The organism is Methylobacterium sp. WL119, from assembly GCF_008039875.1.
Lineage (GTDB): Bacteria > Pseudomonadota > Alphaproteobacteria > Rhizobiales > Beijerinckiaceae > Methylobacterium.
This window is the reverse complement of sequence record NZ_VRUU01000053.1, coordinates 20,578-34,930: the sequence shown is the minus strand read 5'-3', so window position 1 is coordinate 34,930 and position 14,353 is coordinate 20,578. Positions and strand designations below refer to the sequence as shown.

Below are 14,353 nucleotides of genomic sequence, written 5' to 3'. Positions count from 1 at the left end.
CCCCTGTCCCGTCACCCGCTCCCGTCTCTGCCCGTCCCCCTCTGCCGGCTTTCATCCAGGTCCTGCTCGACGAGGAGCGAGCGCTGGCCAAAGCCGCCGCTGAGGTCGCTGCCAGAGCCGCTGCCCAGGTCAGGGAATCTCCGGTCCCAGCCCTCCGCACGGAGAGCAGGTGGGCGCCCCTGCCTCCCCGGAAGGACACCCCCGCTCCGGTGCCGGTCGTGCCCGTGGCTACCATCCCTGCGCCTCCGCCTGTCCCTGCGCCGCGGGCCATGATCGAGACGTCATACCAGTCTCAGGTTGCCTCGCTTGCACCCAGCGCGACCGCCCCGATGCAGGAGCGGGTCTGGCCCCGGATGACGCGTGAGGAGTCGAGCCTCAGGCTCAAGGCTCTCGCTGAGGGGGCCAAGGCCCGCATGGAGGCGAGGGAGCGCGATAGATCTCGGATGGGCTTCAGATAGGCGTTGTCTATTGCCACGGGCCTGGTAATATACAGGGGCTCTCGGGCTCAGCGATGCACCTCATCCTGAAGACCCCTCACTGGCAACGGTGGGGGGTCTCTTCATGTCTGGGCATGCGCAGCGCCGTATCGGGGCATGCCCATTTCAACAACGCGATTTCAACCACACGCGTTGTTCAAACCGTGGTTGATGACGTCGGATTTGTTGGGGGCTTCATCGGGCGCCGCGCCCGATGGTTCATGTGTGACGCGTCCGACTTGTGGCTTGCATGGCCGCGTCGAGAATGGAGGCATCCCCTACGGAGCCCTCCGCCATGACCACGGCCCTCGACATCGCCACGATGCTCACGTCCTGCCCGTCCCCGGGCGCGCCCCTTCCCATCCCCCTGGAGAACGCGTCGGCCGAGCGCGCCCGCACCCGTCGGTCCGCCGCCGAGCGCAAGCGCAATGAGCGGGCCCGGCGTCGTGATGCCGGCATGCCGGACCCGCGTTCCGTGGACAGCGCCATCGCGCAGGCGGTCGCAACCATCCTCATGCAGTCGTCCATCCCGGCACGCATCCAGCGGACCAAGAGCATGGACGGCGTCGCCGTGTGCCTGAAGTCGGTCCTCGGTGAGGCGATGACCATCCTCGTCGAGGGCCGGAACGTGCCGGCTGCCGGTGCCAGGCAGGCCCTCATCGACCGCCTCGCTCTCGCCGGCTGAGGAGGGAACCATCCCGGCGGCATGTGTTGCCGGATGCACGCCAGCCAAAACCGTGGAGGCATCGTTAAGGGAGCACCTCCCCATTCGGGGCTGACTGAGTGTACGACCACCGCAATAAGGGCGCCACGTTCGGCACCCTGCTAGCCCTGACGCACGACTCCCGCGACTACGCCCGCCCCATCGAGCTCGGCCGCCTCGTGATGTAGGAGAGGCGCAACTCGATGTTTCGGGCCGACGAGGACCCGGACGATCCGACCGGCCTCGTCACGGCATGGACCGACGACGGCCTCGTACTCGTGGCCCCTCGCCCCCGGTTCCGGAATTACCTCGTCGAGGTCGAGGCCGCCCTCCGGAACGGAAACCTTGCCCACTTTACCCCCGACGTCGCGCAGGGGCCCTTCCTGGTCATCTTCGACCGCGTGCCGGAGCATCTCACAATCCCGAGCTACAAGCGCGAGGCGGACGAGAACCTAGCCGGCCGAGACGGACCCGGCTGCGTCTTCAAGGTCCCCACCTACCTCTCGGATTGGGTTTTCGGACGACTTCGAGGTGCCGGCCCGACATAATTCGTGATGCCAGGAACACAGCTCCGCGGCCGCCATCCGCATCGCGGGGATCCAGTCGGGCAGCGGGACCTCGATGACCACGCCGGCCCCGCCGAAGCGCAGCATCCGGACGTGCTGGCTGGTCGTCATCGCTTCGTCCAGGGCGTGCTTGGCCAGGGTGAAGCGGGAGGACCGGATCTCGGCTTCCATCTGGTCGATGGGCGCCCGGTTGTCCGGGAGGCCGTTGAGGAAATCGTCGAGGCTCTCGCCCGAGGGCTTCAGCGACTTTGGGGCAAGCCTCGCCATCAGGCCCACCTTTGCCTTCGGGCCGGGCCTGCCCTTTGTGGCGGTGGCCTTGGCGGCGGACTTGGTGGGGGGCTTTGGATAGTTCGTCATGGCTGCCTCCGTCGCGAGGCAGCCGGGCTCAATCGAGCGCGCCGGTCAGGCCTCGTCGGGGTTGTCGGGAAGGGTGTCGGCTGGCCGGTATTCGCGGTTTCATCGGGAGTCCTTGGATTGGGGATGGGCCATAGGGGCGGCTCCCTCGTGGTGGGGAGGGGGCACGGTCGTCAGCTCGTACGCTTGCTGGCCGTGCTCATGGGGTGATCCAACGCCCTAAGTACGGCCTGCAAGGTGCCGGCGAGACCATCCTCGCGGCGTGCGCCGTCCTCGAACAGCCGGCGGATCACCTTGCCGAGCAGCGCGTCCATGCTGATCGCACGCGGCGGCGGGTCCTCGAACGAGGGGTAGGAACGGTACTTGGTCGGGGTGTCTGACATGACGTTCGCCTCTGACAGAGGCAAGCGGGCGCAGGTGCGCCGGTCAGGCCTCGTCGACGGAGAAGGGAAGAGGGAGGCTGCCCAGGGCGGGCACGCTCGTCATGGCTATGAGGCGACGGTCGGTATGCATGAAGTCGTCCTCCCCTGGTGGCCTAGCTACAAGAAACTGTCGACCCTGACGCAGCCGACCGATTTTGGTATTGGAGAACAGGATCGGAACGCAGCACGGATTGTTCAACCGAAAAATTGCTAACCAGAAAGCCCAGGGTCTACCCTGTGGATCCAGTGGATTACGAAGAAGATTGCCCGACTGTCTTTGCGGGTTGCGGGCTTGCGCGAACCCGGATGTCCGATGTGTCGATCTCGCCCCCCAGAGCAATCAGGCATGACCGCGGTTGAAACTGCTTCGAACTTCCTCCCTCCCAAAGGAGGAATGCGAGGCTTGCGTCAGGAAGCTTGAGTTGCCTCGGATCGGCATCGCTTGCTACCACCGGTCGCCGCAAGCATTCCCTTTCCTGATCCGGTGGGCGGATCAACCCCGGCTATGAAACATCCGGGAGCGAAAACGATGTTCGTCCTGACGCTGAAGGCGAAGCACGACCACCTTCGAAAGGTCGCCACCACACGGGATTTCGTAAAGGCGCTCGCGGAGTTCGTCTGGAACTCACTCGACGCTGACGCGACGCAGGTGTCCGTCGATTTCGTTAGAAACAGCCTGGGCGGCCTGGATAGCATCCTTGTGCGCGACAACGGCACCGGCATCTCCAAGGCCCGGGTGCAGCGCGATTTCGAGAGCCTTGGCGACTCCTGGAAACTCACCGCAAACCGGACGGCCATCCTGTCTCATGCCGTGCACGGCAAGGAGGGGCAAGGACGTTTCAAGTTCTTCTCGTTGGCGCAGAAGGCCCGCTGGACATCCGTCTACGAAAATGGAGGCGAGCGACTCCGGATTTCCATCGAGATCGACGCTGACAGCCTCGACACCAGCAAGGTCTCCGAGCTCGGTGCCGCCCCGTCCGACACCCCGACAGGTACGACCGTCGAGCTTGCCCCGCTCAAGGGAATGTTTGATTGGCTGACCGGAAGCGAGGCCATGGCCGATTTCGGCGCGACCTTCGCACCGTACGTACTGCAGTACCCGGACACGACGATCTTCTACGACGGCCAGCCGGTCGACCCCGCTGCCACGATTGTGCGTACCCATGCCATCGAGGCCAAGGCCATTGTCTGTCCAGGGCGGACGATCCGAGACCTATCGCTCAAAATCATCGAATGGAAGCCTGGGGTAGGAAGCCGGAAACTATATTTCGGAGGTGAAAGCGGAGTGGTCCTCGGCTCGCAGCCGGCGGGCATTACGGCGCCCGGCTTCGACTTTTCGGTCTATGCTTACTGCCCATTCTTTCAGGATATTGCACATGCCAACCTCCTTGAGGCCGAAGGCCTGACTGATCCGGACTTCGCCCGCATCCTCGAATTCATCCGCGATGAGGTCGGGGACTACTTCCGAACCCGTCAGGCCGAGAGGTCCGGCGAGCTCATACAAGACCTCAAGGACGCGGGGGTCTACCCATATGAAGGAGATCCGCGGGACGAAGTCGAACGGCGCGAGAGGCAGGTGTTCGAGATCGCCACCCATGCCGTCTCCTCATACTCTCGTGATTTCAAAAAGGCCGACAACCCACTCAAGAAGATCACCCTGGGATTGTTGCGCGAGGCAGTGAGCCACAATCCAGAGTCCGTCTCGCGCATCCTGCGTGCCGTTTTCAATCTGCCGAAAGTCCGTCAAGACGAGTTCTCAAGCCTTCTCGACAAGACGGAACTCGGGGCGATTATCTCGACGTCGACGTTGATCGCGGACCGAATCGTGACCCTGAAGGTACTAAGCGAGATCGTCTTCGACCCAAAACACCGTCGCACGATCAAGGAGCGGGGCGAGCTCGACACCCTGGTCCGGGATGCAACTTGGATTTTCGGAGAGCAATTTCATTTCACGATGCCCGAGGCGGGCCTGACGAAGATCATGAACCGCGTCTCGGATGATCTTGGCATCAAACGGGCCAAGGGTTCAAAAGGTCGAAAGCCAGATGGCAAGATAGGACGAGCCGACTGCTTCATGGGGCGTGTGTTACCACATGCAGATCGTCTTCATCGCGACTACCTGCTCGTGGAGCTTAAACGGCCATCGCTGGTGGTTGGTCGGAAAGAACTCGACCAGCTGGAAGATTATGTAAGCGCAATTGTTGGTCAGCCAGATTTCATAAACACGTCAACGAACTGGAACTTCTATCTCGTCAGCAGCGAACTCGATCCGGTCGTCCACGAACGGGTGACCCAGAAGGACCGTCCCCAGGGATTGTTCCTCGACAAGCCCAATCATCGTGTCTGGGTAAAGTCCTGGGCTGAACTTATTAGGGATTGCGAAAGCAGACTTGCATTCGTGCAGGAGCGCCTACAAATCGATGTCTCCGCGGAGCTTATCGATGAGCGCATCTCGAAATTGAAAACCTCTATCTTGAAGTTACATCAAGAACTGAATACCGATGAGGCAACCCGAAAATCAGAGATGCCCGCATCCAATTCCACAAGTCAGGCCGCGAAGTCTAAATTTCCGCCGGCGTCAGGATCGGAAAAGCAATCCCCTATCTTGTAGTTCAAGCCTAATGGTTGGTAGCGTTCAGACCCGACCCGACCCGACCCGGCCACTAGGACCGTTGTCGACGCTTCTTAAAATCGGTCGGCCGTCAACCGCTTCGCAACTTCGGCTTGCGCTGGCAAGCAGGCTGTAAGGTTGTGAATTCATGACTCGATTATAATGTGCCGAAACGGAGAAGGGTCTTGACTGTCGAGCAAGTGAAGATTGGAACCAAGACGCTGTCTTTAACTAAGGCAACATATAATTCAAATTTTAGAATGAGAACCGTACTTACAGTCGATCCCTTCGATTATGTTGATCTATGGCTACGTAGAGAGAATAAGGACGAGGCTCAGCACTATTGGCGACAGGCCAAAAACTTTTACCGTGCGGCCCACGGACTTCCTGTCGAGTCTGCTCCCCTTATTCTATACTACTGCTTCATGAATGCTGCCAAAGCGCTGCTAGCTTCGAAAGGAGCGACCATCAACCCGTATCATGGTGTAGCTGCACATCAAATGCGGGGGCCCAATAGTAAATTTGTCTTAAGTAATGAGGGCATCAAAATTAAACAGGGCGGCATCGCACCTGCGATAAGCATGTATTTCAATGAGACTGAAACTTCCACAATCCATACGCTGGAGGACGTGCTTTACAACATCGTTTGCGTGCATCGGACTTATTGTCTCAGCTACGCGAATAGGATGGAGCGCTTTATCCCGCTCAAGCGCGCATCCTACGTGCGAGATCAAACGACAGGGGATGTGCGTCTCTTTGCCGAGGTTGTTGATGGCTTTGACTGGCTGCGCTACCGTCGACAGTTGCCGCCCGAGGTTGTCGAAGCTACCGGAAGCTGCCCAGCAATCCAATCATCCACCGCCATTCAATGGTCGACTGTTAATCGCCCAACAGACGCGGAGCTTGCCTCGCTATCACAATTGAACGCAGAATTGCGTCGCTCCATTCATTATATAAATGGCGCGCATACTCTATGGTACGTCAAGACATCCGGTACTTATGCGATCCAACGCGCTCCCGTCACATTAATGCTCGCAGCTATGCATAGACTAAGCGAGATTTGCCGCTACAAGCCATCACAACTTCGATCATTTCTAGATGGATCAAGAAACTGGCTGCTGAGTGAATTCGTGGCTATGTCCCCTCCACAATTCCTCGATGAAATTGCTTGCGAAATGACAGGGCATCAAATCATGATTCCAAACGTTAGAGTGCCAATCTAATGAACAATACGCAAATTTACATTGCATGTGGCCTAACTCATGTTCCGCGTGGCATATTCACAGAGTATGTAAACTATATTCATCGTCTTGCGGCTGAATTAAAGAAAAATTCGGGGGTGACTAGCGTTCGGTACGCATTAGTCGATAGCGATCCTCAGCTTTCGGCTAAGCCACAAGATGAACAGGCGGGGCTTTGTTACGACTGGGACCGTCGGATGGTAGAGGAGGCTGATATAATTATCGCCGACGCCAGCTTTCCATCGACGGGGTTGGGCATCGAGCTTCAGATCGCTGAGGCAGCAGGCAACCCAGTGATAATGCTCGTTGGCAACCTTGGCATAAATCGCGTTGACGATGTGAAGTACCAAAATCCTGATAGCAGCGAACATAGTTTGCAGATTGGCAAAGGCATCGTCTCGCTAATGGCGCTTGGCTTGCCTGCGATTAGGAAAGTTATACAATATAATTCGTTCGAACAAGCTATTTCAGAAGCAATAGACGCTGTTCGAATTTATGTCTAAATTTCCAATCTCGTATCTTTAAAATTTGTGCAAATAGATGCGTAGAGGCATCGCGCCAACGAAGAGATCAAATAGTTGACCTCTGAGCGGACTTTCCCGGGGACTGCTTAGTGTCGAGAACGGCCAATCAGACCGTCTGCTTCCTCGCTCAACTGCCGGGAAGCAGACGGTCTCTAAGCCACCCGGTGCAGATTTTGGGGGCAAGTACCAAGCGCGACGTTTCCACACTAGGAAATTGCACTTCGATGGACGGATGCAACCCCGCGCGACCGCCTAGGGTGCAGCTTTTACCGGTGGATCCCGTTTTTGCCATCATTGTCGAACGGGCACCGACAATGCGATCAGCGCCAACACTTAAGGAGCACGCGACTCATGAAAACCAGAGACTCCCACCTTCAATCCTGATCCTGGAGAGCCGCGTTCCTCGTAACGGCCTCCGTCATTTCGGAGGCTGCGATGCCGAGAACGCCCTTCTGCGCCGACACCCATTTTGGTCATCGTAGCATGCTCAGTCCACGCATGCCTCGACCCCGTCCCTTCGAGACCATCGAGGCCCATGACGAAGCCCTGGTCGCCGCCTGGAACAAGGCGGTCCGATCGGACGACATCGTCTGGCACCTTGGCGACTTCGCCTACAAGTGCGGTTTGGATTACGCCGCATCGATCCGGGCCCGCCTCCACGGCCGCATCCACCTCGTACGGGGCAACCACGACATCGGGCTCGGCGAGCGTCTTGAATGGGCCGGCCCCATCGTCGACGTCCAAAGGATCTACGTCCAGGACCCGGGGATGGTCGAACGTGTCGCCCTTTGGGCTAGCCACTATGCGCACGTGACGTGGCCTGATGCCTGGCACGGCGACCTTCACGTCTACGGCCATTCCCACGGCGGCATCCCTGCCACCCGGACGAGCCTCGACGTCGGCGTCGATTGCTGGGATTGGCGGCCGGTCACGCTGGGGGAGATCATGACGAGGATGGCGGGAGTTCCTTCGAGCGTCCCCGTGAACTGAAGCTTCGGTCCCATGGTTTCCTGACCGGGGTCCCTAGGCGGATCTCCAAGCACGAGACACGGCGGAAAGCCGTGCGCCGATCCTTTACCGGTCGTTTTGGAACCCCGAGGAAACCAAGTGCCCAACCCCATGTTCGACGAGAGCAACATCACCTGGCGGACGCTCGACTGGCTGCCGCACATCGCCTTCTTCGTCTACAAGGTGGACGAGGAGAACCGCATCGTCGACGTGGTGTTCAAGTTCGCGGCGAACCAGCGCGTGATGCTGCACCGGCACAAGAGCCCCTACGTGACCCTCGTGATGCAGGGCGAGCTCCGGTTCTATCGGCAGGATGGGACGCACAAGGAGACCCGTCCGACGGGCAGCTACGTGTCGGGCGTGGCGAACGGGGAGCCGCATCTCGAAGGCGGCGGCGACGAGGACGCCATCGTCTTCTTCAGCAACCGCAACATCGAGGATGCGCTCTACGAGTTCCTCGACGACGCCGGCAATCCGGTCCAGGTCCTCGGGATCGCGGACTTCAAGGCGCAGCTCGAAGAGCAGGTCGCGACGGGCACGTACGAGAAGGTCACCGCCAGGGCCGCATGAAGGCGCGGCAACGCCGGGGATGCGGCAATCATCCCCGGCGTTCGTAGGCGACCGATCTGGTTAGCTCGTACGGACCCGGACCGGTCTCCGGCCTCATAGGCGGGTGGTGAGGTTGGTGAGCCAAGCCGGGGAGGCGTTGACCAGCGCGGTCTCGGCCGCCTTGTCGTAGCCCGAGGCGATCATCAGGCCGGTCGCGACGAGGATCAGGCCGAGAGCCGCCTTCAGCCCCTTGCCGAGCCTCATCATCCGGTCACGCCAGCGCATCAGCACCTCGCGCGACAGCGTGCCGAGCAGGAGCAGCGGCAGGGCCGCACCGAGGCCGAACAGGAGCATGGTCAGGGCGACCACGCCGAGGTCGCGCCCCTGGGAGGCGAGCAACGAGGCCGCCCCGAGGGTGGGCCCGACGCAGGGGCTCCACACCGCGCCGAGCAGCATCCCGACGCCGAACTGGCCGAGAAGGCCGGCGGTCGAGAAGCCGCCGAACCGGCTCTCGGTCCAGTTGCTCACCGGACCGGCGGCCACGGCCAGCCGCGTCTGGGCCGCCGGGACCATCAGGACCAACCCGATCAGGATCAGCATGATGGCTGCGCCGGTCCGGAAGATGCCGGCGTCGAGGCCGATGGCGAAGCCGACGGTCGCCACGAACAGGCCGATGATCACGAACGACAGGGCGAGGCCGGCGGCGAGGGCCGCCGGTCCGAGCCTGTGCTCCGACGCCGCCGCGCCGAGCACCAGCGGCAGCAACGGCAGCACGCAGGGAGACAGCACCGAGAGGATGCCGGCGAGGAAGGCGAGGCCCAGGCTCGTGACCATGACGGTCAGATCGCCTTGTCGAGGAGCGACGCGATCGCCTCGGGCTTGGTCTCGCCGGCCGAGCGCCCGGTCTCCTTATCGCCCTTGTAGGTGATGAGCGTGCTCTGCATCGTCGCGCCGAACTTCTTGACCACGTCCTTGCGGCTGTCGAAGTCGACGTCGAACACCTGCAGGTCCTTGAACTTCGGGTCGGCCTCAAGCTTCGACAGGATCGGCTTCTGGGCGGCGCAGGTGGTGCACCACGGGGCGGTGATGTGCACCAGGATCGGCTTGCCGGCCTTCTGGGCGGCATCGAACGCGGCGGGCGTGTAGGTCATCTCGGCGGCGTCGGCGGCGGTGCCGAACAGCATGGGGGCGACGGCGAAGGCGGCGAGCAGGATGCGACGGGTGGTCATGGATGTCTTTCCTTCGTGGATCGGTCGAGGTGGAAGAGGGCTCAGTTCGAGACCTGCGTGATGGCGCGGTCGACGTTCACGCGGGCCGACCAGTCCTTGGCGCTGTCCTGACCCTTGAGGTCGATCAGACGGGCGGCGGTGACGTCGACGTTCTTGAAGTCGGCCCCGGCGACGGTCGCGCCGGTGAGGTTGGCCCCCGACAGGTCGGAACCCATCAGGACCACGTCGGTCAGGTCGGCGTCGGTGAGGTCGGCGTATTCGAGGCGCGAGCGACCGAGGTTCGCTCCCTTCAGGTTGGCGCCCTTGAGGTTCACCGAGACGAACACGGCCCGCATCAGGCCCATGGACTGGTTCTTGATGTCGGCTCCGCCCTTGAGGTCGACGAGCGTCGCCCCGGCCATGTTGGCGCCCTTGAAGTCGCCGATGGGCATCGACCGGCTGAGGTCGGCGCCGCTGAGGTTCGCGTCGCGGGCGGTGATGCCGAACATCTTGGCGCCGACGAGCTTGGCGCCGGAGAGGTCGGCCTTGATGAACCAGGCCTGCTCCAGGTTCGCGCCGGACAGGTCGGCGCCTCGCAGGTTGGCCTTGTTGAGGCGGGCGGTGCGCAGGTTCGCACCCTTGAGGTTCAGGCCCGACAGGTCGAGGCCGGCGAGCGCCTTGTCGGACAGGTCGATGGGCCTGCCGTCGGCCTTGGCGATCAGGGCCTCGACGTCGGCGCGGGTCATCTCGGCCTTCGTCATCGCCGCCGAGCCCATGTCGGCGCCCAGGAGCAGGTCCTGTTCGGCATGGACCGGGGCACTCAGGAGGACGGAGGCGAGCAGAAGGGGGGCGAGGCGGCGCATGGTTTTCTCCCGATGGTTCTGCCCCGGCCCACGGGAAGCCTTTGCTTCCTCATGCCGTCGCCCGAGCGGATTTTTGTTCTCTAGGGACGGTGGTACTGAGGACGTTTCCAAGCGTCTGTGACCCAGGTCACCGAAGGCTGTGGATCCGCAGGTTTCACGCATCGACCGGGGCATGGTGGCGTTCAATGACCGCCAGCCCGAGGAGGAAGACCATGCAGAGCGCCCATCAGGTCGAGCGCTGGATCGAGCGCTTTCCGCTGGTCCGAAATTTCAGCGCGAACCATCTCCAGCTGGCGCGGGGCACGGTTGCGTTCCCCATCTTGGAAGCGGGTGCCATCGCGTACGAACTCCAGGACTCGTGCGCGAACTACCTCATGTGCATCGACGGCCGGACCCGGGTGTTCCGGATGTCCGAGGGTGGCCGGGAGATGCTGATCTACAAGGTCGGCGCCGGCGGGACCTGCGTCCTCACCACCCAATGTCTCCTTTCGGGCGGTGGCTTCCCGGCACAGAGCGTCGCGGAGGCCCGGACCGAGTTGGCGGCCTTGCCGGCCGATACCTTCCGTCAGCTGATGCGCGAGAGCGACGCCTTCCGGGACTTCGTCCTCGACGACTACACGAGGCTCCTGTCGGCGGTCTTCGACCTGGTGGAGGAGGTCGCTTTCGCACCGCTGGAGCAGCGCCTTGCGCGCCGGCTGCTGGTCGAGGCCGACGCCGAGGGGATCGTCTGGAAGACGCATCAACAGCTCGCGTCCGACGTCGGGAGCGTGCGCGAGGTGATCAGCCGCCTGCTGGGAGAGTGGGCCGACACCGGCTTGGTCGAGGTCCGTCGCGGACAGGTTCAGCTTATGGACCGCGCCGGTCTGGCTGCCGGAAGGACGCCATAGGTATCGAACGGCATTGGTCGGGGTTCACGGCCCCTCGCCGGCAAGACGCCCCGAGATAGGGCTAGGCCGCGGCCACCACGGGCAGCTCGTCGAGCCTAGTCGTGTAGCGCGGCGACCGCATCTCGAACTTGGTCGACCATTCGCGCTTGGGGGCGAACCCTGCCGCGCCCGGTACGACCGCCCCGCGTCCGAAGCGACGGTTGCAGGCGTCGAGTGCCTCCATGAGGGCGGCCCCCATCTCGCGGTCGAGCTGGCCGAGGCCTGGCATCGCCCGCTGGGAGGCGGCCAACGGCATCAGGTCGGTGGTGACCACCCCGGCCTTGGAATAGCGGTACCCGTCCCGCCAGATCTTCCGGACGCCATGGGTGGCGGCCTTCACAAGGGCGAGGGTGTCGTTGGTCGCCTCGGGGAGCGTGACCACGGTCGAGACCGAGCGTTGCGGTCGGTCGCGGTCATGCTCCGAGGTGTGGAAGAAGACGGTAACATGGTTGGTGGCCAAGCCTTCGCGCCGCAGCTTCTCCCCGAGCCTGGACGCGTGGGTAGCGACGCCCTGCTCCATGGTGGCGCGGTCCTCGACCCGCTCGGAGAACGACCGGGTGACGGCGCATCCCTTCCGGGTCGCGGCAACCGTCTCCAGGTCGAGGCAGGGGGTGCCGCGGAGCTCGTGCACGAGGCGCTCTCCGACCACGGTCATGGTCTTGCGGGCGACCTTCGGATCGAGGTCGCGTACGTCGGCGGCGCTGTCGCATCCAAGTGCCTCCAGCCTCCGGGCGTTGGCCGGCCCGACGCCCCAGATGTCGGCCACCGGCACCCGGATGATCCAGTGGTCGTACTGCTCCGGATCGGTCAGGTCGCAGACCCCGCCCAGAATGGGGTTCTTCTTGGCGACGTGGTTGGCGAGCTTGGCCAGCGTCTTGGTGGGGCCGATGCCGACACAGGTCGGGATGCCCGTCCACACCCGGACGGTTTCCCGCATGTCGCGGGCCAGGGACTCCCGATCCTTCTCGCGCACGTCGGAGATATCGAGGAAGCTCTCGTCGATGGAATAGATCTCGATGCGGGGAGAGAAGTCCCGATAGACGGCATTCACCCGGGCGGACATGTCGCCGTAGAGGGCGTAGTTCGAGGAGTAGACCCGCACCCCTTTCGCCTTGCACATGTCGCGGATCTTGAACCAGGGCTCGCCCATCCTGATGCCGAGCGCCTTGGCCTCGTTGGTCCGGGCGATGGCGCAGCCGTCGTTGTTGGACAGCACGATCACCGGGACCTTCGCCAGGCGCGCGTCGAAGACCCGCTCGCAAGAGCAGTAGAAGCTGTTGCCGTCGGAGAGGGCGTAGGCCCGGGCGCTCATTCGCAGCGGCGCTTTGCGCAGACGGACCCGGAGACCACGCCCCAGACCTCGATGACGGCGTCGGGGGAAAGCTGGAACTCGGGGAAGCGCGGGTTGGCGAAGTGCAGGGTGATCCGCGGCCCCTGGCGCTTCCAGACCTTGAAGGAGCGCTCACCGTCGATGTCGACCACGACGATGTCACCGTTGCGCGGGGTGAGGGAGCGGTCGACGATGGCGAGGTCGCCGTCGAACAGGCGGGCCAGGATCATGCTGTCGCCGGCGACCCGGACCAGGAAGGTGGCCGGGCGATTGACGATCAGCAGGCGCTGAAGGTCGATCTCCTCCTCGATGAAGTCGTCGGCCGGGCTCGGGAAGCCGGCCCGGACAGGCTTGGCGAGAAGGGAGATCGGCATGGGAAAGCCGATGGTGACGCCGCTGACTTGCATGGTGCTCCTCCGCGAATACAGGAACAAAAGCAGAACACGTTTGATGGGTTCCGTATAGCGGCTACGCTTGTCGGCCGAGGCACGTTTTGGTGGGCGCGTCCTTGCCCGGGCGGATGGGGCCCCGGGGCCGGGTCACGGTTCCGCGTGGAAAACGGCGCAGACCTTCGACCCCGAGGGCGTAGCGATAGCGAGTAACGCTACGACATTGTTCCGGGTTGGCCGACAACCCTCGCAGCCTCTCTTCCTCGGGGGCTTAGAAGCTCCAGCCGTACGGGTTCGGGGCCATCGTCTTGAGGCGTCGGCATCCTACGTCCTAGAAAGAACATCCCCTGATCCTTCCGGACATCAGGAAGGTGCGCTTCCCTGCGAAACTGCCGGCCGCGTTGCACGCTTGGAGCCATTTCATGCCGCACGAAAGAGTGACCGTCCGGACCCGCGACGGTGAATGTCCCACGCATGTCCTGACGCCCGGGGATGCGGGCCCGTGGCCGGCGGCGATCATGTACATGGATGCCGGAGGTATCCGGCCCGCCATGGTCGAGATGGCGCAGCGTCTCGCGGACGCCGGTCACGTCGTGCTGCTGCCGGACCTGTTCTACCGCTACGGGCCCTACGAGCCGTTCGTGCCCGCAGAAGTGTTCAAGGGTGACTTTCGAGCCATCCTTGGTCCGCTGATGGCCACGACCGGGAACGACAAGGCCGTGCAGGATACTGGCGCACTCCTCGCCTACCTCGACTCACGCAGCGACGTCGTAGGCCGCCAGGTCGGCGCTGTCGGCTTCTGCATGGGCGGCGGCATGGCGCTCGCTGCGGCGGCTGCGTTCCCTGATGGCTTCGCCGCCGCGGCAAGCTTCCACGGCGGGAACCTCGCCACCGAGACGCCGACCAGCCCACACCGGGGAGCGCCTCATATCAAGGCGGAGGTCTACGTCGCGGCGGCCGAGAACGACCGGAGCTACCCGCCTGAAATGGCCACCAAGCTTGAGGGAGCGCTGACCGGTGCCGGCGTGACGTTCCGCACCGAGACCTACCCGGCCGAGCACGGCTGGATGATGCCGGACTTTCCCGTGTACGACCGTGAGGCCGCCGAGCGTGGCTGGAGCGAGCTGAGGGCGCTGTACCATCGCACGCTCCGTTGACCTTCGGAACGGCGGTCGGTCGACCT

15 protein-coding genes are annotated in these 14,353 nt (G+C 62.9%); 8 read left to right on the top strand and 7 right to left on the bottom strand.

The window, feature by feature from the left end; translation table 11 throughout:
- Positions 1-771: 771 nt before the first annotated feature.
- Positions 772-1,161, top strand: a complete 390-nt coding sequence (locus FV227_RS18165) for a hypothetical protein (protein WP_147853020.1) — start codon at positions 772-774, stop codon at positions 1,159-1,161.
- A gap of 470 nt (positions 1,162-1,631) precedes the next feature.
- Here the strand turns inward: FV227_RS18165 and FV227_RS18160 are convergent, their stop codons facing one another.
- Both FV227_RS18160 and FV227_RS18155 read right to left on the bottom strand, forming a co-directional pair.
- On the bottom strand, positions 1,632-2,102 hold the full coding sequence (locus FV227_RS18160) for a hypothetical protein (protein WP_147853021.1): 471 nt from the start codon (positions 2,100-2,102) through the stop codon (positions 1,632-1,634).
- A 170-nt stretch (positions 2,103-2,272) separates the two neighbouring features.
- Positions 2,273-2,482, bottom strand: a complete 210-nt coding sequence (locus FV227_RS18155) for a hypothetical protein (protein WP_147853022.1) — start codon at positions 2,480-2,482, stop codon at positions 2,273-2,275.
- Positions 2,483-3,050: 568 nt separating this feature from the next.
- On the opposite strand from FV227_RS18155, the gene FV227_RS18150 reads away from it, so the two are divergent.
- The 5 genes from FV227_RS18150 (at position 3,051) to FV227_RS18130 (ending at position 8,475) form a co-directional block, all read left to right on the top strand.
- Positions 3,051-5,132, top strand: coding sequence for an ATP-binding protein (locus tag FV227_RS18150; protein WP_147853023.1), 2,082 nt, complete (start codon positions 3,051-3,053; stop codon positions 5,130-5,132).
- A 185-nt stretch (positions 5,133-5,317) separates the two neighbouring features.
- Entirely contained in the window at positions 5,318-6,355 is a 1,038-nt protein-coding gene (locus FV227_RS18145; protein WP_210246727.1) for a YaaC family protein, read from the top strand.
- Positions 6,355-6,876 (top strand): nucleoside 2-deoxyribosyltransferase, encoded by a 522-nt coding sequence (locus FV227_RS18140; protein ID WP_147853024.1) that lies wholly within the window; start codon positions 6,355-6,357, stop codon positions 6,874-6,876. Before FV227_RS18145 ends, FV227_RS18140 begins: the two co-directional genes overlap by 1 nt.
- Positions 6,877-7,332: 456 nt before the next feature.
- Positions 7,333-7,887: a metallophosphoesterase gene (locus FV227_RS18135; RefSeq protein ID WP_147853025.1), complete on the top strand. Its 555-nt coding sequence runs from the start codon at positions 7,333-7,335 to the stop codon at positions 7,885-7,887.
- Between the two features lie 129 nt (positions 7,888-8,016).
- On the top strand, positions 8,017-8,475 hold the full coding sequence (locus tag FV227_RS18130) for a regulator (protein WP_147853049.1): 459 nt from the start codon (positions 8,017-8,019) through the stop codon (positions 8,473-8,475).
- A 93-nt stretch (positions 8,476-8,568) separates the two neighbouring features.
- Here FV227_RS18130 and FV227_RS18125 read toward each other — a convergent pair whose 3' ends face one another.
- Genes FV227_RS18125 through FV227_RS18115 form a run of 3 tightly spaced genes read right to left on the bottom strand, consistent with a single transcriptional unit; the run spans position 8,569 to position 10,525 of the window.
- Positions 8,569-9,288: a cytochrome c biogenesis protein CcdA gene (locus FV227_RS18125; RefSeq protein ID WP_147853026.1), complete on the bottom strand. Its 720-nt coding sequence runs from the start codon at positions 9,286-9,288 to the stop codon at positions 8,569-8,571.
- A 5-nt stretch (positions 9,289-9,293) separates the two neighbouring features.
- Complete coding sequence (locus FV227_RS18120) at positions 9,294-9,683, bottom strand: thioredoxin family protein (protein ID WP_147853027.1); 390 nt, start codon at positions 9,681-9,683, stop codon at positions 9,294-9,296.
- Between the two features lie 41 nt (positions 9,684-9,724).
- Positions 9,725-10,525, bottom strand: coding sequence for a pentapeptide repeat-containing protein (locus FV227_RS18115; RefSeq protein ID WP_147853028.1), 801 nt, complete (start codon positions 10,523-10,525; stop codon positions 9,725-9,727).
- Between the two features lie 212 nt (positions 10,526-10,737).
- Between FV227_RS18115 and FV227_RS18110 the strand changes: the two genes are divergently transcribed.
- Positions 10,738-11,412, top strand: a complete 675-nt coding sequence (locus FV227_RS18110) for a Crp/Fnr family transcriptional regulator (protein WP_147853029.1) — start codon at positions 10,738-10,740, stop codon at positions 11,410-11,412.
- A 61-nt stretch (positions 11,413-11,473) separates the two neighbouring features.
- On the opposite strand, the gene FV227_RS18105 is transcribed toward FV227_RS18110, so the two are convergent.
- A complete protein-coding gene (locus FV227_RS18105; protein WP_147853030.1) occupies positions 11,474-12,763 on the bottom strand; it encodes a Y-family DNA polymerase in 1,290 nt (429 codons plus the stop codon).
- Positions 12,760-13,188 (bottom strand): S24 family peptidase, encoded by a 429-nt coding sequence (locus tag FV227_RS18100; RefSeq protein ID WP_147853031.1) that lies wholly within the window; start codon positions 13,186-13,188, stop codon positions 12,760-12,762. The genes FV227_RS18105 and FV227_RS18100 overlap by 4 nt, the downstream gene beginning before the upstream one ends.
- Before the next feature lie 404 nt (positions 13,189-13,592).
- Between FV227_RS18100 and FV227_RS18095 the strand changes: the two genes are divergently transcribed.
- Complete coding sequence (locus FV227_RS18095; RefSeq protein ID WP_147859602.1) at positions 13,593-14,327, top strand: dienelactone hydrolase family protein; 735 nt, start codon at positions 13,593-13,595, stop codon at positions 14,325-14,327.
- Positions 14,328-14,353 lie beyond the last annotated feature (26 nt).

Bases quoted from the DNA above. Each gene is read 5' to 3' on its own strand.
- FV227_RS18130 (WP_147853049.1), top strand. From the start codon at position 8,017: ATGTTCGACGAGAGCAACATCACCTGGCGGACGCTCGACTGGCTGCCG.
- FV227_RS18105 (WP_147853030.1), bottom strand. From the start codon at position 12,763: ATGAGCGCCCGGGCCTACGCCCTCTCCGACGGCAACAGCTTCTACTGC.
- FV227_RS18160 (WP_147853021.1), bottom strand. From the start codon at position 2,102: ATGACGAACTATCCAAAGCCCCCCACCAAGTCCGCCGCCAAGGCCACC.
- FV227_RS18115 (WP_147853028.1), bottom strand. From the start codon at position 10,525: ATGCGCCGCCTCGCCCCCCTTCTGCTCGCCTCCGTCCTCCTGAGTGCC.
- FV227_RS18155 (WP_147853022.1), bottom strand. From the start codon at position 2,482: ATGTCAGACACCCCGACCAAGTACCGTTCCTACCCCTCGTTCGAGGAC.
- FV227_RS18165 (WP_147853020.1), top strand. From the start codon at position 772: ATGACCACGGCCCTCGACATCGCCACGATGCTCACGTCCTGCCCGTCC.
- FV227_RS18150 (WP_147853023.1), top strand. From the start codon at position 3,051: ATGTTCGTCCTGACGCTGAAGGCGAAGCACGACCACCTTCGAAAGGTC.
- FV227_RS18110 (WP_147853029.1), top strand. From the start codon at position 10,738: ATGCAGAGCGCCCATCAGGTCGAGCGCTGGATCGAGCGCTTTCCGCTG.
- FV227_RS18140 (WP_147853024.1), top strand. From the start codon at position 6,355: ATGAACAATACGCAAATTTACATTGCATGTGGCCTAACTCATGTTCCG.
- FV227_RS18135 (WP_147853025.1), top strand. From the start codon at position 7,333: ATGCCGAGAACGCCCTTCTGCGCCGACACCCATTTTGGTCATCGTAGC.
- FV227_RS18120 (WP_147853027.1), bottom strand. From the start codon at position 9,683: ATGACCACCCGTCGCATCCTGCTCGCCGCCTTCGCCGTCGCCCCCATG.
- FV227_RS18100 (WP_147853031.1), bottom strand. From the start codon at position 13,188: ATGCAAGTCAGCGGCGTCACCATCGGCTTTCCCATGCCGATCTCCCTT.
- FV227_RS18095 (WP_147859602.1), top strand. From the start codon at position 13,593: ATGCCGCACGAAAGAGTGACCGTCCGGACCCGCGACGGTGAATGTCCC.
- FV227_RS18125 (WP_147853026.1), bottom strand. From the start codon at position 9,288: ATGGTCACGAGCCTGGGCCTCGCCTTCCTCGCCGGCATCCTCTCGGTG.